Annotated in this window: 14 protein-coding genes; 2 read left to right on the forward strand and 12 right to left on the reverse strand. The window is 39.6% G+C overall.

Features of this window, described 5'->3' with window-relative positions; translation table 11 throughout:
- Positions 1-348 precede the first annotated feature (348 nt).
- From LI954_RS03905 to LI954_RS03925, 5 genes are all read right to left on the reverse strand, one after another.
- Complete coding sequence (locus LI954_RS03905) at positions 349-2178, reverse strand: FtsX-like permease family protein (protein ID WP_229443693.1); 1830 nt, start codon at positions 2176-2178, stop codon at positions 349-351.
- On the reverse strand, positions 2168-2917 hold the full coding sequence (locus LI954_RS03910) for an ABC transporter ATP-binding protein (RefSeq protein WP_202067505.1): 750 nt from the start codon (positions 2915-2917) through the stop codon (positions 2168-2170). The genes LI954_RS03905 and LI954_RS03910 overlap by 11 nt, the downstream gene beginning before the upstream one ends.
- 110 nt (positions 2918-3027) lie before the next feature.
- Positions 3028-3729 carry a GntR family transcriptional regulator gene (locus tag LI954_RS03915; RefSeq protein WP_202067506.1) on the reverse strand — a complete coding sequence of 234 codons (702 nt, stop codon included), beginning with the start codon at positions 3727-3729 and terminating at the stop codon, positions 3028-3030.
- Positions 3730-3917: 188 nt separating this feature from the next.
- Positions 3918-4073, reverse strand: coding sequence for a hypothetical protein (locus LI954_RS03920; protein ID WP_229443695.1), 156 nt, complete (start codon positions 4071-4073; stop codon positions 3918-3920).
- Positions 4074-4605: 532 nt separating this feature from the next.
- Positions 4606-6990 carry a DNA translocase FtsK gene (locus LI954_RS03925; protein WP_202067507.1) on the reverse strand — a complete coding sequence of 795 codons (2385 nt, stop codon included), beginning with the start codon at positions 6988-6990 and terminating at the stop codon, positions 4606-4608.
- Positions 6991-7320: 330 nt separating this feature from the next.
- Between LI954_RS03925 and LI954_RS03930 the strand changes: the two genes are divergently transcribed.
- Positions 7321-8142 (forward strand): VanW family protein, encoded by an 822-nt coding sequence (locus tag LI954_RS03930; RefSeq protein ID WP_202067508.1) that lies wholly within the window; start codon positions 7321-7323, stop codon positions 8140-8142.
- A gap of 335 nt (positions 8143-8477) precedes the next feature.
- On the opposite strand, the gene LI954_RS03935 is transcribed toward LI954_RS03930, so the two are convergent.
- Entirely contained in the window at positions 8478-9689 is a 1212-nt protein-coding gene (locus tag LI954_RS03935; protein WP_229443697.1) for an NAD(P)/FAD-dependent oxidoreductase, read from the reverse strand.
- A gap of 88 nt (positions 9690-9777) precedes the next feature.
- Positions 9778-10680, reverse strand: coding sequence for a prenyltransferase (locus LI954_RS03940; RefSeq protein ID WP_229443699.1), 903 nt, complete (start codon positions 10678-10680; stop codon positions 9778-9780).
- A 128-nt stretch (positions 10681-10808) separates the two neighbouring features.
- On the opposite strand from LI954_RS03940, the gene LI954_RS03945 reads away from it, so the two are divergent.
- Complete coding sequence (locus LI954_RS03945) at positions 10809-11789, forward strand: polyprenyl synthetase family protein (RefSeq protein ID WP_229441773.1); 981 nt, start codon at positions 10809-10811, stop codon at positions 11787-11789.
- Positions 11790-12541: 752 nt separating this feature from the next.
- Here LI954_RS03945 and cydC read toward each other — a convergent pair.
- The 5 genes from cydC to LI954_RS03970 form a co-directional block, all read right to left on the reverse strand.
- Positions 12542-14287: a thiol reductant ABC exporter subunit CydC gene (gene cydC / locus LI954_RS03950; RefSeq protein ID WP_229443701.1), complete on the reverse strand. Its 1746-nt coding sequence runs from the start codon at positions 14285-14287 to the stop codon at positions 12542-12544.
- A complete protein-coding gene (gene cydD / locus LI954_RS03955; protein WP_229443702.1) occupies positions 14268-16010 on the reverse strand; it encodes a thiol reductant ABC exporter subunit CydD in 1743 nt (580 codons plus the stop codon). Before cydD ends, cydC begins: the two co-directional genes overlap by 20 nt.
- The gene (gene cydB, locus LI954_RS03960) at positions 16007-17032 is read right to left on the reverse strand and encodes a cytochrome d ubiquinol oxidase subunit II (RefSeq protein WP_202067514.1); all 1026 of its coding nucleotides are present in this window, start codon (positions 17030-17032) and stop codon (positions 16007-16009) included. The genes cydD and cydB overlap by 4 nt, the downstream gene beginning before the upstream one ends.
- Positions 17033-18442 carry a cytochrome ubiquinol oxidase subunit I gene (locus LI954_RS03965; protein ID WP_229441776.1) on the reverse strand — a complete coding sequence of 470 codons (1410 nt, stop codon included), beginning with the start codon at positions 18440-18442 and terminating at the stop codon, positions 17033-17035.
- Between the two features lie 221 nt (positions 18443-18663).
- Positions 18664-21225 (reverse strand): cation-translocating P-type ATPase, encoded by a 2562-nt coding sequence (locus LI954_RS03970; RefSeq protein WP_229443704.1) that lies wholly within the window; start codon positions 21223-21225, stop codon positions 18664-18666.
- Between the last annotated feature and the right edge of the window lie 625 nt (positions 21226-21850).

Genomic DNA, 21850 nt, shown 5'->3' on the forward strand with positions numbered 1-21850 from the left:
TGCCTTGTGCATTACAGTTTTACTCAATTGCTAGTTTCTTTAATTTCCCCTCTAGTGGATTAACCACTACATGTCATTTTCTATATTTTTTTTTCGTTTTGTGTTGTAATGAATGATTAATAACTCCCTGATGTACCTATCAATCTTCGCCAACCATTTCTGGGCTTTCGTGATAAAAGATATACCCTAAAGGTCTGACACATATTCTTCATGGCTTTCTTGTTAAGAACATGTTCCAGTATATAAAATACTTTTCCATTTTTCCCCCTTTTAGGAAACTTCCGATGATGAGACCTAAAAAAAAACAGAATAGACGAAAAAGAAATTCTTCCGTCTGCTCTGCCATTTTTAAGACTGCACCAGTTTATATACTTTATTAAAATAGAAAATTCTTGCAATCATATAGTAGACAATCTGTATGAGAACAAAAGCACCCAATACCTGCCAGCCTGCCAGCTGCATACTCTGACCAAAGATATGGAACATTGCAGTCAGTGCTACTGCTCCATGTATCACGGAAACAATAATTGGCGTAAAAAACAAAATGCCTACTTGCTGATTAATCATCTTCTTCAGCTCTTTTTTCGCCAGTCCCATTTTATAAATCATTTTAAATTTCTCTACATCGACATCCATGTCACTGTATAAGCGGAAATACAAAAAGCTGCCTGCAGATACAAAGAAAACAATTCCGATAAAAATCCCGACAAACAAAATAGGTTTATAACCGTCTATTATTGATTGTGTCATAGAGGTTTTCGCAGTAAAAAGATAGTTGCCTTCCTGCGTTTTCCCTAATGCAATCAAGTCCTCTCTGGAAGCATCTTTTGGCTGCCAGACAACACTTTTAGTATAGGTCATTTTAGCAAAATTCACTGTATCAGGAACCACTACCGTTGCATTAAAAGCTGGTAAAATTTCCTCTTTTTCACTTTTAGACACAGGCAGGATCTGCTGTCCTGCTATCTCCACCTGTGTCAGCTTTGTTGCCTGATTCCCTGTATTAAACTCACTTTTAAATTCCAATTGAACGGCCTGTCCATTTGTCTGGATTTGAGGTTTGTCTGCAACTTTAGCCAGCTGATTGTAGTCGCTCTCTGTAATATAGTTAATCTGATTCTGATCTGTGTAAAGCCTATACTCTGCCTGATCAACCTGGATTCCTTTTTCTTCCAGAAGTGCTGTAAATTCATTGCTGGTCGGTATAATTTTAATTTCTTCTCCAGAAATTTGAAATTCATAAGGAACATTAGCTGCAGACTCCAGAATCATTTGCTGAAAGCTGTAAAGAGTCCCGATTGCCGCAAAAGCAACAGTAGAAATGACAGATACAAGAAAAAACGAACGTGCATTGTCTTTCATTCTGAATGACAAATCAGAGAAAATCACCATATTGGTCTTTTTCCAAAAGATTTTCTGATTTTTTTTTAACTTCTCAATGCTCCAGACACTTAATTGGTTAAACAAGAATCTAGTTCCGACAACAACTAGGAAAATAACTGGGATCATTACAACTGGAACCATCATTCCCGGTACAAGCAATGCAACTGCATAGCCAACTCCAATCAAAACAATTGCCAATATTCCTTTTAGTAAAGAGCCTTTGATCATTCCTTTACCTAAATCGCCTGCTTTCAGCAAGGTTTGCAACTTAAGTTTTGGCAAACGAAACTGGATGAAAAAAGCTATCATAAAAAATAAAAGTGTGAATGCCGCAATCGTAATCAGCATTGCCTGCAACGGAAAATAGAAAGCCAGCTGTACATGAATTAAATGATTGCTGATCAGGAGAATAATCTGAGAAAATCCAATTCCCGCAAATCCGCCGATAAATGTTGCAAAAAAACCAATGACCAGATTCTCAATAAAGATCATCCGCTTCAGCTGTTTCGGACTCATTCCCTGAATCATTAATAATCCAAATTCTTTTTTTCTGGACTGAATAAAAACATCCATCGAATATAAAACAAAGAAAAACGAAAAGGCATAAATAATAATTGCTGCACCAAGCATCCCCTGTCTTGCACTCGCATTCAGTCCATCTGATAAAGCAGGATGAAACGCAAAACCGGTAAATGTAAAGAAGACCATCACTGCAAACAATGTACTCAGGAAGTAAGCCATATACAGCCTTTTATTTCTTATTGTATTGCGGATAACAAATTGACTAAAACTCATTTTCAACACCTTCAATCTTAGCCAAATTTACCATAATCTCATTGTAGAACTGCTTCTGACCATTCATCTGCCTAATTTCACCAATCAGCTGTCCATCTTTAATAAAGACAATTCTTTGACAGTAGCTGGCAGCCAGCGGATCATGTGTCACCATTAGAATTGTCGCTTTTTCTCTTTTGTTCAGCTGTTGGAGCAGCTTCATAACATCTTTGGAAGACTTAGTATCCAGATTCCCTGTCGGTTCATCTGCAAGCAGCAGCTGCGGCTGATGGATCATCGCTCTTGCCACTGCTGCACGCTGTGCCTGTCCTCCGGAAATTTCAGCAATTCTCTTTTTGAGCAAAGGCGCAATTCCCAGCTGTTCTGATAATCTGCTCAGTTTTTTCTTCATCACCGAAATTTTTTCTCCATCCAAAGTCAGCGGCAGTACAATATTTTCTTCCACTGTCAAGGTCGGCATCAGGTTAAAGCTTTGAAAAACAAAACCAAGTTCTCTTCTTCTGAATTTAGCAATAGCCTCCTGATTCAATTCATTTGGATTTTTTCCATTTAGTTCAATCGTTCCTGAGGTTGGCTGATCAATTGTTGCCAGTAAATTCAAAAATGTACTCTTCCCACTTCCGGAAGGTCCCATAATTCCTATAAATTCTCCATCCTCAACAGTAAGATTCAAGGCTTTTAAAGCTTTATATTTAATTTCATCTCCATAGGTTTTACTTAGATTTTTTACTTGCAGCATTTTTCTCACTCCATTTTCTTTTTCCTTTCATTCTATAGGAGACACTGCTTACCAGCCATTGAAACAAATAACAAAGGACTTACATTTTTGTCATGTAAGTCCTTTGTTATTTATGCTTCATATTCAATCACGTAAGGATGCATGGCTGTGTTATAAACAGCCTCAGAAAACTCAACAATTTGGTCGTTCTTACCAAATGATCGGCGGATTCGTTTCAGCCCTGACGATTCAGCTGTATTCAAGATTTTTTGCAGCTTGGGAGTCAACGGGATAATTTCAAAGCTATCCTCGAATCGATAAATCTCTATATGATGCTGATCAAGAATCCGATAGAGTGATTCTGTTTCGAATTGTTCTACAGTCACATCCGACAGTGCTCTTGGCAGCAGATATTCAAAATAGATATAGGGCTGGCTGTCAAGCAGATAGAGCCTTGAAAACTTCACTGCGCTGTTTCCCAGTCCTTTGTATGCTTCCATATCTTCTGACAAAGTCACAAGCTCAAGATCAAAGTTCTTTTTAATAATATCCAATCCTGAATCATGGAGATATTCTGTAAAGGTTCCTGCTTTTGATAATTTGTTGTATGGACGATTACTTAGAACAGTCGTCCCTTTTCCACTTTTCTTTTCCACCAGCTCTTCATCTGCCAACATTTCAATTGCCCGACGAATCGTAATTTTACTAACCTCAAACAATTCTTCCAGTTCTGACTCTGTCGGAAGCAGAGAACCAACAGGATATTTGCCATTTAGGATATCCGCTTTGATTTGTTCTGCCACTTCCAGATATAAGACGCTTTTTCTCTTCATATCGCTCACCCTTATCCCTATTTTATCTATCTGTTCCCGCCAAACAGCATGCAGCTCGTATTTTTTCCTTACAAACTATTCCAAACAAGAACTAATACCTTTTTCTTTTTTCCAGACACTTCTGTTGTTTCTTCTCAAAAAATAAGCTGCGTTTCCTCAGAGCTTCTTTCACTGCGCTCGTGCTTTTTTCAATTCTCAATTCCTCGTACTGTTCCGCCATGACTGCCTGTGCTTTTTGTAATAACAACTAGTTTTTTTTCTTCTCTTTCTGAATCATTCTTTGTACATGCTTGAGATTCAGCCTTTTCTTTTCTGTCTTTACACTTGTTATCTGACTGTGCCATGATTCTTCCTTCTTAAAATGAAAAAAAGAACAACCGACACCCCAAGGAGGAAAGGTTACTGACAATTTATGCTTTTGGACTACCAACCAAAATATGTTTTTATGCTCTTATAAACATGATACCGCAAATAGAGCGGAATGCAATTCGATTAAGGTTGATTTCTCTAAAAAAAGAAGAAATATTTTATAAAAAAGGAAAAATCAGGTAACTTAGAAATATCTAAACAGTCTATCTTACTGGTTTCTAAACAGTCTTCAGACTGTTTATTTCTATCTGTATATCTTTCATTTTATTTCAGGGAGATATCTTTTGTTCAGATCAATCGAGCTGTTTATAGAATGGCATGATATCTACATACGAGCCATTCGAAAGCTTAAAGCCATTTGGCATAGCTCCCAGTGCTGTAGTCATATAAATGAACAGCTCCCTTATTAGCTGCTGCAATTTATACTGCTTCCCTTCTGTTTTTTAGTGTAAAAGAAGAGACCACGGAAATTCCTCCCATGGTCTCTGATACAACAATTTCTCTTAATTAATAATCTTGATCATGTTCAGGCGGTTGAACCTCTTCCTCTTCTTCCACTTCAACAAAAACTTTTCTTGGTTTGCTGCCTTCAGACGGACCGATAACATGATTGGCTTCCAGCTCATCCACCAGACGGGCTGCCCGATTATAACCGATTCTGAACCGGCGCTGCAGCAAAGAGATACTTGCTGTCTGCATTTCAATCACAAGTGCTTTTGCTTCTCCATATAGTTCATCCTGAGGATTTTCACTGCTTCCGGAAACAGCTTCTTCCGTAGGCATCATATCTTCCTGATAGTCTGCCTCCTGCTGCTCCGTCACAAAGCTCACTACACGTTCCACTTCGTGATCCGAAATAAATGCTCCCTGCACGCGTATTGGTTTATTTTCCCCCATAGGCAGAAACAGCATATCTCCGCGTCCAAGAAGCTTCTCTGCACCGTTACTGTCAATAATCGTTCGGGAATCTGTCCCGCTGGAAACCGCAAACGCAATTCTGGACGGAACATTCGCTTTGATAATTCCTGTAATAACGTCAACACTTGGCCGCTGCGTAGCAAGAATCATGTGAATACCCGCTGCCCTCGCCATTTGTGCCAGTCGAATGATTGCATCTTCCACTTCATTGCTGGCCACCATCATCAAGTCAGCCAATTCATCAACAATCACAACAATAAATGGTAAAATCGGACGGTTCTCGCCATCCTCGAGATTTTTCTGAATCACCAGCTCGTTGTAGCCGGATATATTTCTCACACCCGCTGCTGCAAATTTTTCATAACGGAATTCCATCTCCTGAACAACCTTTTGTAAAGCCTGTGCTGCTTTTCTGGGGTTTGTAACCACTGGCGTCAGCAAATGCGGAATCCCGTTGTAGACATTCAATTCCACCATTTTGGGATCAATCATCATCATTTTTACTTCGTGAGGCTTTGCTCTCATCAGAATGCTGGTAATAATCCCATTAATAGCTACAGATTTACCACTACCAGTAGAGCCGGCAATCAGCAAATGCGGCATCTTTGTCAAATCAGCAGACTGTACAACACCAGATATGTCTCTTCCCAAAGGCACTTCCAAAATTTTATCCGGATGACTTGGCTGAGCATCAATCACATCTCTAAATGATACTGTGCTGACTGTACTATTGGGCACTTCAATTCCAATTAAGGATTTCCCCGGAATCGGCGCCTCCATCCTTACATCTTTCGCGGCCAATGCCAAAGCAATATCGTCTGTCAATCCGACAATTTTACTTACCTTCACACCCACAGCAGGTTGAACTTCAAACTTGGTAACAGCCGGACCCAAGCTCGCCTTGACAACTTGAGCGTCAACACCAAAGCTCTTGAATGTCTGCTCCAAAACAGAAATATTCTTTTCAATCTTCTTATATTCTCCACTCTGGTCAGCAACAGGTACTGAGTCAAGAAGAGTCGAAAAAGGCAGTTGGTAGTCGCGGTCTTCTGCTTCAGCAGCAATATCAAAGTCAAGATCACCAGCCTCTTCCTGTTCGTTATAGTGTATCTCTTCCTGAGAATAATGCGGTTCAGACCTTTCCTGTTCCTGACTCTGAAAGCTGTCAATTGGTACCAAGGTCAACTGCTCAGGCTCCTGTTCAGGATAATCGTACTGCTCTCTTTCAGTTTGCGCCAGATGCTCTCCCGGCGTATGCTCTCTGACCTGATTCTTCTCAAGCCACTGTTCAGCCATCTCTCTGGCTCTTTCCTGTTTTTCTGCTTCCTTCATTTTTTTCTGTTCTGCACGCTTCTCTGCTCTCGCAGCCAGATGCTCATCACTTTTTGCAAATAGCGTTCCCAGTACCTTGCGAAATTTCTGAATACCATCCAACAGCTGCTGAATTTCCAGCATGCTGATCAAATAGCTGCCGGTCAATATCAACACAACAGCAACAGCATAACTCCCAAGCTGAGCAACCAGAAAATGGGTAACAGTGTACAAGCCGGCTCCGATCATTCCTCCGCCGATATTTTCAGCAATGGTGCTTCTGCTTAGATCCATTTTCAAAAAATCCCAGGTAGTATTAATAATATTAGGTGATCCGCTGCCAATATTTCGAAACCAGTAAACATGCAGGAATAGCAATACTCCTAAATATATCAGCAGCCCGCCAATAATAGGACGAGCGGATTTAATTGGAAAATTTTCTCCGAAAAGGACCAGCGAAAACCCATATAACATTAACAAAACTGCAGCAATGGTAAAGGTATTCCCCACTACCAGACGCAGTCCGTTTGCAATCAGTATCCCCAAGTATCCCAACTTTAGCAACCCCAGTAAACTAAAGCAAATAAAGAAGATACCAATAAAAATGTAACGCAGCTGTTCTTGCTGCTTTTTCTGTTTCTTTGTCTTTTTTTTCTGCGCCATTTTTTCCCCTCTTTTCAACAAATTCCATTATACCTGAAAACGAGCACGATCAAAAGTATCCCTATTCCTTTTTCAAAATTATTCACAGAAACATGATTTTATTCAGATTTACAGAGAGTTCCTTCTTAACATTCCCTTTATCAAATAGTCTAACTCTAATAGAAATATTCTCTCATTGAAGAAGCTTCTCCCTGTTTATACTGCCTGAAACCAGTAATCTGCATTTCTCATTTAATATTAAAGAAATATAATTGTAATATTTTTGACACGCAAGTAATATTATGTAATAATTTTTCTTAGGGGAAGTTAATATTATGGAGGGTACTGGTTATGGGAAGAAAATTATTTTGTGAAATCTCACCGACAACATACAAACTATCAGTCTATAAAAATATTATCTCAAGGCATTTTCAGGATAAACTGCAAAAGCAACGATTCGCTTCAAAAAAAGAGGCAGAGAAACTGCCTGTTTGTATTTATAAACATAGTTCGTTAATTAGAAGAAAGCTTGGAAATGTCGATCAGCATCTGCAGGATAACAAAGCGGTTAATTTGGCACTGTCAACCCCAAAGGTTTCAGGAATCCTCATCCGACCGGGCGAAACTTTTTCATTTTGGAAGCTGGTAGGCTCGTGTAAGGAAAAAGACGGCTATCAGGAAGGACTGATGATAGGCAAAGAAGAAGCGATCAGCGGAATAGGCGGAGGGATGTGCCAGTTTACCAATCTAATTCACTGGATGGTTCTTCATACTCCGTTTGAAATTGTGGAACATCATCATCATGATGGGGTGGATCTTTTCCCAGATTATGGCAGAGTCATTCCTTTTGGAACTGGAACATCCATTGTTTACAACTATATGGACTACCGTTTCAAAAATTCTTCCGATCAAACCTATCAGCTTATTACTTATACAGACGACACTCATCTTCACGGAGAGCTTTATGCTGAAAAAGAGCAGCCCTACAGCTATCACGTAAAATGTGAAGATGACTATTTTAGCAGAGAACAGGGAATTGTTTACCGCAACAGCAATATTTATCAACAAGTCATTGACAAACAAACAGGAAACGAAATTAAAAAAGTACTAATTAAAAAAAATCATGCCAAAGTTGTCTACCCTACAGACCATTTAACTATAATAGAAAAGTAGAACAACCGATAAATTATTTACAGCTTAACAAATTAATAGCGTGAATGGGACAGAAATAAAGTTCCCAACTCTCTTCGTATCTAATCCCGAATAAACGGCGAGACAAAAGCAAAAATTCTTTTTGCGACGAGTAACCGCAGGAGCAACTCCTTCGGAATTAAGCCAAACTATCCTGAAAATATGAGGAGCTCCAGGGAGGTATCAATTCACAGCTAGTCATTTTATGACTAGTGTTCCTTGACAATTTTCGGATATTCCTTCTTAATTCTCGGAGCTGATCGCTTTTGTCCCGACCTTGTTTTTTCAATAATTAATCAAAGCAGCAATGTTAACTCTTAATGGTAAAAATCAAAACGTCCTTTAGCCAATACTTCTTTTACTCCGCCCGTTTCAAATAGGGAGCGATCCATAATGGCTTTCTTAACAAATGAAGCAGGATAGCCTTTAATTTCCATTTTGCCAACCTCTCCAAAAGCATGGGTGTTTCCGATAGAGCAAACAGAGCCCAAAGAATGAAAAGTAAATGGCTGTGTTGATTTTCCTCTAAGCTGAGCTTTAATATTCTTTCCGGCGCACTCGCCCATTTTCAGTGAAATTTGAGCGGTTGTCGGATAAGGTCGTTGACTTTCTTCATCCATTACTGCAGAACAATCTCCGATAATGTAGACATTATCACGTCCGGGGTAAGTTAAATCAGGATTAACCATTACTCTCCCGCGTTTTTCTTCAAAGCCCGATGCGCCAATAACATGGCTGCCGCTGACTCCTGTCGTCCAAATGATGGTTCCGCCATGTAATTCTTTTAAGGTATTGTTTTCTTTGTCATCCAAATAAACAACCGATCCTTCTTTGATTTCCTTAATCGGTTTGCCTGTTAAGAACTCAACACCCCAATCTTTCAGCTTATTGATTCCATAATCAGAAAGTTTTTCACTAAACATAGGCAATAAGCGGGTAACAGCTTCAACACAATACAGTCTAATTTTTTCCGAATCTACACCAGCAGCCTCAGCCAGCTTTTTCTTTCCGTCTGTCAAAGCACCCAGCAATTCAATTCCTGTAAACCCTGCCCCGCAAACAATAATTTTCAGCGCATTTTCATCCTGCATTTCTTTATAGCTCTTCATTTGCTCCTCAATATGCTGATAGATTTTCTCAGCAGTATCCACATCAACCATTTGCAGCGAGTATTCGTCGACACCTGGGATTCCGAATGATTCAGATTCAAATCCTAAAGCTACCACCAAATAATCATAGGATAATGTCTTTCCATCTGCTAATTTTACCAGCTGCTGTTCAGTATCAATCGCACTGACGGTTCCCTGTATAAAGGTTGTACATGAATTTTTTACAACATCTCTGATCGGGTAAATGATTCTTTCGCTTTTTTGCGTACCGGCTGCTACCTCATGAAGATCTGTTGCTTCGTAATGATACTCATTTCGGTCCACCAAAGTAATTTCTATATCGGCTGCCTCTTTCTGCAATTCATGCAATGCTCTTAAACCAGCATATCCCGCACCTAAAATAACGATTTTTTTACTCATTTTATTTATCCCTCTCTCTACACGTTTATTTGATCATTCATCACTTATCGGCTGCCATCTTCTTTCACAAATATCCAAACCTTCAAATTCACAGCCACAAACCTAGCGCAAAAAAGAATACTTGAGCAAATGCTCCGACTGCCAATATTTTTACTGCACAGCTAAACGTTTTTGACTTTATCTGTTCTTTCAGAAAGCCGCAGGTCTCTTTCCAAACAAAAGGAATAACTACCACCGTCAGCAGTAGAGTCATCGGTGCCAGTCCTGCAATAACACTGTAAAAAACTGCAGATAAAGCAATCAACAATAATAAAACAAATAATGTAAGTGATTTTTTTCTTCCTAAATAGTGCACCAGTGTAAAGCGGTGATTTCTTTCATCCTCATCTAAATCACAGATATTATTTGCCAACATTAGATTGGCAATCAGACACATATTCGGAAGAGCAATCACAAACACATTGAACAAGCTTTCTCCTGTCCATTGAAAAACCTCAAACGTATTGATATAAACACAAATCAAAAGAATCATAAAGCCCATCGTAAATCCTGAAAAAAACTCTCCCAAAGGTAAACTGGATAACGGTCTAGGTCCTGAAGAATAAAAAATGCCGACTAGGTAACAATAAATTCCCATCCAAAGCAGCGGCCAGCCGACTACTGCTGAAAGTAAAATACCAATCACTGCCGAACTGCAGACCATCCATTGAATCCATTGACGAATCATTGATAATGACAATCTTTCTCTACCAATAATGTTCGTTTTTTCTTTATAATCATGTCCCTCTTTAGCATGAAGATAATCATTATAATTATCCAGAATATCTACAGCCATGTTAAAAACGATCATTGCTACAAAGTAGATAAGTACATACAATACGTGAACCTGACGATAATGATACCAGCTGAAACACAGACCTAAAAGAAATGGCAAAATACTGGCAGTTTTTGCTTTTAATTCAACTAGCTCAAAAAATATTTCTCTATTCAAACTATACTCCTATCTTCAGCTTTTTATCAAAAATTTGCTTTGCAAAGTTTTGATAAGATTTACTGTATTTATTTTGGCTCTTCGTATACAATCAATAGTATTGAGCTATTGAAAGGATTATTTATGTTATGGAAAAATTTTGGACATATTTCCCATTGATCCAGCAACAGTTAGATGAAACGCGGTTGCTGATCATAGAAAAAGTCAACAGTCGCAACAAAGAGATTAAACAGGCTTTGGTTGAATTGACCAACTCCGGCGGTAAACTACTGCGCCCGGCTTTTTTCTTTATCTTTACCCAAATGGGAAATGCCGATCAACAAGACCGCCAGCAGCTGATTAAAATTGCTGCTTCACTTGAGATTTTGCATATGGCAACGTTGATTCATGACGACATTATAGATGATTCTCCATTACGTCGGGGAACACAAACCATTCAATCACGTTACGGCAAAGACATTGCAGTATATACAGGGGATCTGCTGTTTACAGAATTCTTTGATTTGCTTGCTGATACTATGAAGGATTCTAAATATCTTCAAATTAACGCCCATTCAATGAAGCGCCTGCTGCTTGGCGAGCTAGACCAGATGCATACCCGCTATAACCAAAATATCACGATTACCGATTACTTACGAAGTGTAAATGGAAAAACGGCTGAGCTTTTTTCATTGAGCTGTCTGGAAGGTGCACACTTTGGTCACGCGTCTAAAGAAATTGAACAGTTGGCTAGACGAATCGGGCGTCATATCGGAATTGCCTTTCAGGTTTACGATGATATTCTTGATTATACAGCGACCACAGAAACGTTACAAAAACCGACAATTGAAGATATTGCTCAAGGTGTTTATACACTGCCGCTGATCTTTACCCTGCAGGAACACCCCGCTCTCCTTGCCCCTTACTTAAATAAAAAGGAGCAGCTGACTGCTGAAGAAGCAGCAGAAGTCGCCTCGATTGTTCAACAACTGGATGGAGTGGAAAAAGCAAAGGAATTCGCTGATCTGATGACCGAAAAAGCCAGACAGGATATTGCCAAGCTGCCAAAAAGCACCAGCCGTAAACAGCTGCAGAAACTGACTGAACTATTACTAGTCCGTAAGTACTGATAATGCCTGATAAAAGCATGAGGTATAAACAACTCTCATGCTTCCAGGATTGAAGCATGGAAGGGCTTTTTCTTTGAATACTCAGCGCATGTATGAACTTGCTCCTACGCTTCTTATCGAATGCTCGAATCATACAAAGACTGGAACACCGTTGATTCGGTTTTAGGGATCTCAGACATACTTTTGTCACAGTCCCTAGTGAGAACCACAGAGACAAAAACTAACAGAGCTTCTACTGGTCCGCAGTCATTAATATACTTGGTAAATACGCAGAGGGGATGTGACAACGCTACGTCGCATCCCCTTAAGCATTGACTAGTAGATGATACATGGTACCTGTCTTGTGCTAGAAGCTGGATGCTTATATCTCTGCGATTAGCTGTCTCCTATTTAAGTTTGAAGAATATCTGCACATTCAGCAGATCGTTGTTTCACATACAACTGTATCTTTGTATCTGAAATAAATTCTGACAAATTTATCCCCATCAGTACTTCGCATACAAGCAGCCTCTTAGCAATGAACATAGCTGTTTGTTCATTTATGCATTGGTATGTCTTATATGCCCCTCAAATATACGATGAGCATTCATAGAAGCGTAGAAGCAAGTGACCCCTTCAGCCAAGCAAAGAGCTGTCACAATCTCTTTTAACTAATGCATTGCTTAATAGATAGATTGCCTGTACCAGCAAAAGAGATGGAAGTTCCATTTCTTTGACTGTAAACGTCGTTATGATTTGAAGCAGTCAGTATACTAATTTAAGCCTTGATCAATTCTATACAGCATTTGGAAATGCCGGTTTCCTGTCATCAATTCTTCAGGTGTTCCGCTCATCATCAACTGACCATCCTCAATAAAAATTATCCGATCCATTTTTTGTACACTCTGCAGGTGATGTGTAATCCAGATGATCGTTTTATCCTCAAGTACATCAAAAAAGGTTGTTAACAGTTTTTGCTCTGTAATTGGATCCAGTCCTGTTGTCGGCTCATCAAGCAGAACAACTGGCGTATCCTGCAGAAGAATCCTGGCCAGTGCAAGTCGATGCCGCTCTCCTCCGGAAAAGCGGAGTCCGGCTTCATCCACCATTGTCTGCAATCCATCAGGCAGCTGCTGAACCATTTTCTTAAGTCCAACTAATTCCAGAACATGCCAGACCTCTTCTTCACTTGCTGATTCCTTACCAATTCTAAGATTATTGAGGATCGTTGTATGGAACAGATACGGTTTTTGTTGAATTACCCCGATATATTCTGTAATAGAATCCCCTAGTTGGTCTGCCGGCACACCGCCAATCAGCATTTCTCCCTGAGTCGGCTGAAGGTCCCCTCTTATTAAAGAGGCCAGCGTACTTTTCCCAGAACCACTGCGCCCTAAAATCGCCAGTTTCTCTTTTTCTGGAATCTCAAGCGACAGATTGCTCAGCACAGTCCGTGAAGCATTCTGATACGTAAAGGTCAGCTGTCGGGCCTCTATCTTTGTTGAATTCGGGTTTGACGCAGCGGCTTCTTTTGCTCCTTCCACTTCCGGAAGCTCATTCAAACGTGAAATGGAATCTTTATAAATTGTCGTTTCCTGAGCCGCATCCGACAATGGAGCAAACGCATCAATCAAAGGAAAAACAGTTAATACAAATGCTGCTATCCAATTAGCGGCACCACCATGATTTCCTGGAAAGCGAGTGCCTGCCCAGATTAGCACAGCAAGTGCAATCATACCAAAGAACAGCTGAAACACAACATCTCTTCTGCGATCAAACTTCTTAATTTCTCCATCAATCTCACGCAGTTCCTTTTCCTTCTCTTCGTAGGAAAGAACAAATTCCGAACCCCGCTGACTGAAAACCCAATCAGAGACGCCCAAAATATTATCCGTCAAAATTTTATACAATTGATTTTTTGTTCCTTTCTGCCGCTCCTGTCTGGCGCCGTTCACCAGTACAGACAATATCGGCAGGAGAACAACCGTTACGCCTAAAAGAAGAAGCATACAAAGAGCAAACCACCAGGAAAAGAAGCCCAAGCCAATCACAATGACTACATACAGCAATCCTGCAATAATCATTGGAAAGATTGTTCTCAAATACAAATTCTGCAAATGATTGATATCTTCTGAAAGCAGCCCCAGAATATCTCCGGTTTGATAATTTGATTTAAGAAACATTGCATCTTTTTCCAAAATCCGATACAGCTTTAAACGCAGATCAGAAGTCATTTTCAATACCCAGTTATGGCTGACCAGGCGCTCAACATAGCGGAAAACAGGACGACTGATACCAAACGCTCTTGTCAAAACAATCGGAATATAAATCAGCAAAATGTTCTCAGGCAATGAAGCTGCCCGGCTGATTAAATAACCTGAATTGAACATCAGAGCACCAGCACTGAAGAAGGTGAGGAAACCTAAAAAAATTGCCAGCATCAGCAGTCCTTTATATTTTTTTAAAAACGGTCGAACCCACTGATCCTGCTGCCCATTGTCAGTCATTGACAGTTTCATTTGCTTCCCCCCTCATTTCTTTAGTCAACGCTACGTAATACCCTTCTTTTTCCATAAGCTCATCCAGCGTTCCTGCTTCAACCAGCATCCCTTCATCCATGACTAAAATATAGTCCATCTCTTTCATCCAGTGAAGACGGTGAGTGGCAAAGAAAACCAGATGATCTTCTATTAACGGCAGCATTTTATCTTTAATCTCAACTTCGGTTTCAATATCCAAATGTGCAGTTGGTTCGTCAAATACCAAAATACGGCGTTCCTGATCCAAAAATGCTCTTGCCAAGGCAATACGCTGCGCCTGACCACCGCTGAACATTCGTCCGCTTTCGCCAATAACCGTCTCTATTCCTTCCGGAAGCTCCGCTACCAACTCTGTCAATCCGACTAAGTCAATCACATGCATAATTTCCTGATCAGAAGCTGCCGGTGTATAAAATCGAATGTTATTTGCCAGTGTATCCTGAAAAATATAAGGAGACTGCGGAATATAGAGCATTTGTTTCTGCCAGTCCTTTTGATTTAAATGAGACATCCCTTCTCCATTAATAGCAAAGCAAGAATTGTCCGGAGCAAGAAAGCCGTTCAATAAATTTATAAGTGTAGATTTGCCCGAACCGCTGGAACCGATAATTCCAATTTTTTGAAACCCCCGAACAGAAAATTCTACCTCTTTCAGCGCAGGAAAATCACTCTGTCCATAGGTAAAATTAAGCTTATTGACTGTCAGCTGATCATTCCTTGTCCAAGTTGATAAGTTTAACTGATCTGTATCCATTATTTCAGGAAGATTCATAATCGCTTGAATCGCCTGAAAGGAATTTTTTCCATCAAGAGTTGCATGGTAGTCACCTGCAAAATCTCTGACCGGAAGAAAAAATTCCGGAGCCAGAATCAGGGTGGTCAATGCAGGGAACAGCAGAATCTGTCCATTAAGCAATGCCAGTCCCAAGAAGACTGCGACCACTGCGACAGAAAGTGTTGTAAAAAAGTCCAGTGCAAAGGTCGATAAAATTGCTATTTTCAAAGTCCCCATTGTTGCTTCCCTAAACCGCTCACTGGTAGCATAGATGCTTCTAGCATAATTCTTGCTCAATCCGAACAGTTTTAATGTATCCAATCCTCTCAGAGAATCGATGAAATGATTAGACAGCAGCTGAAAGGCTTTATATTGCTTATCTGCTTTACTTTGGGCTGCATACCCCAGAATAATCATAAAAATAATGATGATGGGAAAAACAATCAGCAATACAGCAGCTGATCGAAGGTCCAAAGTAAACAGGAAGATCAGGATGATCCATGGAATCATCATCATGTTGATTATTTTCATTAAAATCAGCTGCAGATAATTTTCTGTCTGATGAATACCTTCCAATGCCATGGTTACCATGTTGCCGGTCCCCTCTTCCTGCACAACAACAGGGCCAAGACGAAACACCTTGGATAAAAGTGCTGCTCTTAACTCACTGGAGCGCTTGTAGCTGAACGTATCCAAAAGCTTGTCCCGGAAAAAAGTGATCATATGACGACCGCTGTAAAATAAAAAAAACAGGAGCATGGACAGCCCCTGCTCCTGTAACTGTCCGCCATTCCAAAGCCCAGTAACTGCTTTGGCCAAATAATAAGCCTGCCCAATAATAAACACTGCTTGCAGGAAAGCAGCCCCTGCAAGCAATAGCATTACTTTTTTTATCTCAGGCATTTTTAAAATTGCCTTATCTATCATTCGCCATACCCCGTATGTGTCGGCAGATTGGAAACACGTTTTCTGAAGACATGATACGTCCAACCTGTATACACCAGTACAAATGGCAAAATACTCAACGAAATCCAAGACATGATTTTCAGTGTGTATGGGCTGCTGGATGCTGTTTCAATCAACAGATCGTTGGAAGCTCCTAAAGAGCTGATCATTACTCGAGGGAACAACCCGCTGAATAATAATGCAACAAGAAGGATCATGGTCAAACCGCTGGCAACAAACGCAAGCAGTTCCTTTTGCTTGAAGACACTGATATTTGCAACTACAGTCAAGCTTACAATTCCCACAAGCAAAATCAGTGTAGTCATCAAATGACGGTCAAAAAAGTCTGTATTGAAGTACAGTAATACAGCAAAAACAACTAAGCCGACATAAAGAATCCCATATAAAAACTGTGCATAGTTTCTCGCACGATGTCTGATATCACCATCGGTTTTTAAAGCAATATAGTTCAGTCCATGCAGATAGCACAATAATGTCAATGCAACTCCGCCAACTAAAGAAAATAGATTGATATAATCTGAGAAGCCTGCTGTCATATTGCCTGCTGAATCAATCGGCATTCCCTGAATCATACTGATAAATAGAATACCAAAGAAAAACGGCACAATAAAACTGCCTATCGACAAAGTCCAATTCCAGACATTTCTCATTTTTCCTTCCGGCATCCGATGACGAAATTCAAAAGAGACACCTCGAATAATCAAACCTATTAAAATAATGAATAAAATTAGATAGTAGCCGCTGAACAAAGAGGCATACCAGTATGGAAATGATGCAAACATTGCGCCGCCTGCAGTCAGCAGCCAGACTTCATTTCCATCCCAAACAGGTCCAATAGTCTCAACGATCTGATTTTTTTCTCCATCATTATGTGTCAGAGTCTGAACAGCCATTCCAACTCCAAAGTCAAAGCCTTCCAAAAAGAAGAAGCCTGAGAAAAGTACCCCAATCAGTACATACCATAATAACTGCAAATTACTCATTTAATTAAAAACCTCCTTATCAAAAGGATCAGAAGAAGCTGTTTGTTTTTGCGCCAGCATCTTTTCCTCATAATCAGGTCCCTTTTTCAATTCTCTGATAACCAGATAGATCATTACAGAAGCCAAACCAGCAAACAAAACGAAGTAAACAATATTTGAAATCAGCAGTGAAGTCACTGATACGTTTGGTGAAACACTATCTTCGATTTTAAATAATCCGTAAACCGTCCAAGGATAACGTCCCAGTTCAGTAATCAGCCAACCAGCTGTATTTGCCAAAAACGGTGCAAAGGTGCACAGCCCCATAATCCACAGCATCCAGCGTTTCTCATAGAGAGAGGGTTTCTTTTTACGGGTAAAAAATAGTCCCAGTGCTGACACCAGCAGCATCAGCATACCAAAGCCGGCCATCACACGGAAGCTCCAGAACAGTGTATTCACCGGAGGGAAATAATTGTCTTCCCCATATTCTTCAATCAGCTTCCTATTGACAGTATCCATCCCATCGACTGATCCTGAAGGTTTATTATAAGACAAGATACTCAGCATATATGGAATTTTAATCCCAAAAACCTGCTTGCGGTTGGCTTCATCTGCCCAGCCAATTAACGTCCAGGCTGCCGGATCTCCAGAGTCTTCATACTCTCCTTCCATTGCCGCAAATTTCATCGGCTGATCATCAAGGAGAGCTTTCATCTGCATATCTCCTGTTCCCAGCACAAAAAGAGCACCAAACAATGTGACAACCAATCCTAAACGCATGGAAGGTTTGTGAAACTCGACATCTCTTTTCTTTAAAATCTGAAAAGCAGCCAATCCGGCTACGATCATTCCGCCCATTGTAATTGCTCCCGCAATCACGTGAGTAAACTCATATAAAACCTGATGGCTGGTCAGCAGCGCTCCAAAATCAGTCATTTCTGCACGGCCATTATTAAGTGTATAACCCACAGGATGCTGCATAAAGCTGTTGGCTACCAGTATCCAAAATGCTGACATCATAGAAGAAATGGTTACGAGCCAAATAAACAATAAATGCAGTTTCGGTTTTACTCTATCCCAGGTAAAAATCCATAAGCCTAAAAAGGTTGACTCCATAAAGAAAGCCAGCAACGCTTCAACAGCTAACGGTGCTCCAAAAATATCCCCGACAAAACGAGAGTAATCAGACCAGTTCATACCAAACTGGAATTCCTGAATAATCCCTGTCACCACACCAACTGCAAAGCTTAAGAGAAAAATATTTCCCCAAAATTTTGCCATTTTTCGATAACGTTCATCTTTTTTCCATACATACATTGATTCCATAATTGCCACAACAAGAGCGACCCCAATAGAAAACGGTACAAAGAAAAAGTGAAAAACCGTAGTCATCCCAAATTGAAATCTCGCTAAAGTAACAATATCCATAAAAATCCCCCTCCTAATCTCTGTTTTTCCTTCAATTAAGAAAAACTTTACTAAATAATCATTATAATGATGTCAATTCGAGTATACTCCTTTAAACAGAAAAGTACCAAATATTTGTTAAAAAATTTCAACTTTTTACCTAGTTCTATTCAAGGATTTAAATGGATACGGTCTTTTATAAAAATAAAAGAACCCGACAAGGCTGAAAAAAGTACGCTTTTTTAAAATAAGCGAAAATATTTTTTTATTTCAATATAAACCAGCGGAAAGATTGACAGCCCAAGAACCCATATCCAGTTAATCAAGCTGATTGTTACAAACCCAAAAATTTGTTGCGTTACAGGGATATTTACCAGAAGAATGATGATCAAAGCTCCTGCAATTGTGGTTGCTGCCAGCAAAGAATTACTTAAAAAGTCCATTTTGAAAATAGAGCCGGTACTCCGACAGTTATACATGTGTACGATTGTCGACAGCCCCAAAACAATAAATGTCATTGTTCTTGTTATCTCAACCGATTGTGCTTGTCCCACTAAAATAGCAATTAATGTAACCCCTGTAAACACCGCAGAAATTTCAATAATTTTAAGCAGCAAACCATTCAAAAAAATACTCTCATATTTACTTATAGGAGGATACTTCATCCCTTCTTTATCTGCAGGTTCTACACTTAAGCTGAACCCTGGAATACCATCTGCGACTACCTTAATAATTAAAAGTTGAATGGCTGTAACCGGTGCTCCCCAGCCAAGTAATAAAGAAATCAGAACAATGGTCAGTGCCGAAATGTTGCACCCCAGCATTGCATATAAGGATTTCCTGATATTGCTGTATACACGCCGACCTTCCTCAACAGCTGCTACTATCGTTGCAAAATTATCGTCTGCCAAAATCATATCTGAAGCCTCTTTTGCAACCTCTGTTCCTCCCCCCATAGCAATCCCCACATCAGCGGCTTTCAATGCAGGAGCATCATTCACGCCATCCCCAGTCATTGCGACAATTTCATCATTGCTTTGAAAAGCTTTGACAATGCGGATTTTATCTTCGGGAGACGTACGAGCGAAAACCCGGTAGTCTTGAATAACAGCAGCTAATTCCTCATCCCCCAATTTATTTAGGTCTGCACCTGTCATCGCCTTTTTTCCTTCCGCAAGAATCCCCACATCTTCTGCTATCTTCTCAGCTGTTAATAAATGGTCTCCGGTAATCATGACCGTTTCAATTCCTGCTTGTTTTGCTGCAGCAACAGCCTGATAACTCTCTGCTCTTGCAGGGTCCATAATTCCCACAAAGCCGGCAAGATTCAAGCTGCATTCCAACTCATCATCAGAAATACCAGTCGGAAAATTTTCATATATCTTATAGGCTGCTGCCAATACACGGTAGGCTTGTTCAGCTAATTTATCGTGTTCCTGCAAATAAAAGTCCTGCTTATCATTTATAATATTTAATCGGTCAAAGGCTCCTTTTGTTACTGAAATATACTGCTCTTTAACTTTATATAAAACAGTCATTCTTTTTCTTTTGGAATCAAAGGGGACTTCATAAACTTTTTCAACTGTTGAAGCAGCATTCGTTAATTCTTCCTGCGTGAAAGCCTCAGCTAAAGCTTTACTAATTGCCAATTCAGTGGGATTGCTGCTGACAGTCGCGTTTGCTTCAATGGAACTAGCAAGATAAAATAAAAACAATAAATTTTTTTCCTTATCTTCTGTAATATTAAAAACTGTATTTGATAAGTCTCCCAATGGACTGACACACTTAACTGTCATTCTATTTTCTGTTATTGTCCCTGTTTTGTCTGAACAGATAACAGACACTCCGCCAATGGTTTCGACGGTTGAAGGTGTTCTGACAATTGTCTGTTTTATCGCCATATTGCTCATTCCTACTGCCAGTGAAATAGTCACTACTACAGGCAAAACTTCAGGAATCGCAGCAACAGCCATTGAAATAGCTGTCATAATACTTGTTTCCAAAGGCAAGCCTTTGATCACGCCTATGCCTATCGCAAAGAATCCAGCTAAAATGGCAACAAACCCTAATGCTTTTCCAAGCTTTTGCATTTTAAGCTGCAACGGTGCTGTATTCGCAGCTTCATTATTTATCAAGCTGGAAATTTTGCCAATTTCTGTATGAATACCTGTTTTTTCAACTCTGACTTTCGCTTTTCCTGTTACTACCAACGAGCTTGAAAAAACTAATTCTTTTCGATCCCCCAGTGAATCATGCTCCAAAGGAATATACTCAGGATTCTTTTCACTGGGTTCACTTTCACCTGTCAAAAATGATTCATCAACAAAAAAATTGCTGCAGCTCAAAATTTTTGCATCGGCTGGAATTCGGTCCCCCAGTTCCAGCTGAATGATATCATCTGGAACAATCGCTGTACTTTCAATTTCTTTTATTTGTCCATCCCTAAGAACTTTACTTGTCGAAACGCTCATTTTTTTCAGCTCATTCATTGATTTTTCCGCATTTTTTTGCTGCCGAATGGATAAATAAATGTTAAGCAGAACAACTGAAAAGATAACAATCGGTTCAGAAAAATCATCCGGGTGTACTGTGAAAGCAATGTACCCTGATAGAATCGTTGCAAAAATTAAGATAAGTATCGTGATATCCTTTACCGTTTCTTTTAAATACTCAAAGAACTTTTTTCCAGTCCGGATTTCCAGTTGGTTATAGCCAAATTCTTCTAATCGTCTCTGCACCTCTTCTTTTGAAAGCCCCATTTTTTCGTTAACTTGCACTTCTTTTCCAAAGATTTCTTTTGTCATATGCCTGTACCTCCTATGAAAAAAGGAGCCAGCCAAACGAACCATTAAAGCCTACGGTCCGTTTGTCTGACTCCTGCAAGATTGTTCCGGCGAACAAATCTTAAGTCGTTTCTATTTTGAAGCTATTATTTCACACTTTAAAAAAGAGTTCAAGGGGCAACTTATTTGAATTTACCCATTCCCCACTAAAACTACTATTATATCAGTAGTTACAGAAGCTGCTTTGTAAACAAATGAAATACACTTTAAAATACTGCTAGTTCAATAATTTGGGGTAAATTCAAAATAACTTAAAATAACAAGTAAAGAAAGACTGACTTTTCATTCTCATTTATAAAATCTCGATTTTTCCATATCTGTGATGCTCTTATTCAACAATTACTGCAACATTATAACCAATGCAGCTATTCATTTTAGACTAGTCCCAGCATCTATATATCCCAGGCGTTCTTCCCCATAACTAATATCAAATTTTCCTGCTTCTTCAAGCTATCCGAATTATAAACAATAATTTCCCAATTTAATCCATCATTCAAGGACGATTACATATTTTTTTGCCAACACTTTCCACCTGCTAATCCAAAAATGATGAAAAGAATCAAAGCCGCAAATAAAATTCCTGCCA

It is taken from the genome of Enterococcus sp. CWB-B31, assembly GCF_020567645.1.
In the GTDB taxonomy this organism is placed as follows: Bacteria; Bacillota; Bacilli; order Lactobacillales; family Enterococcaceae; genus Enterococcus_L.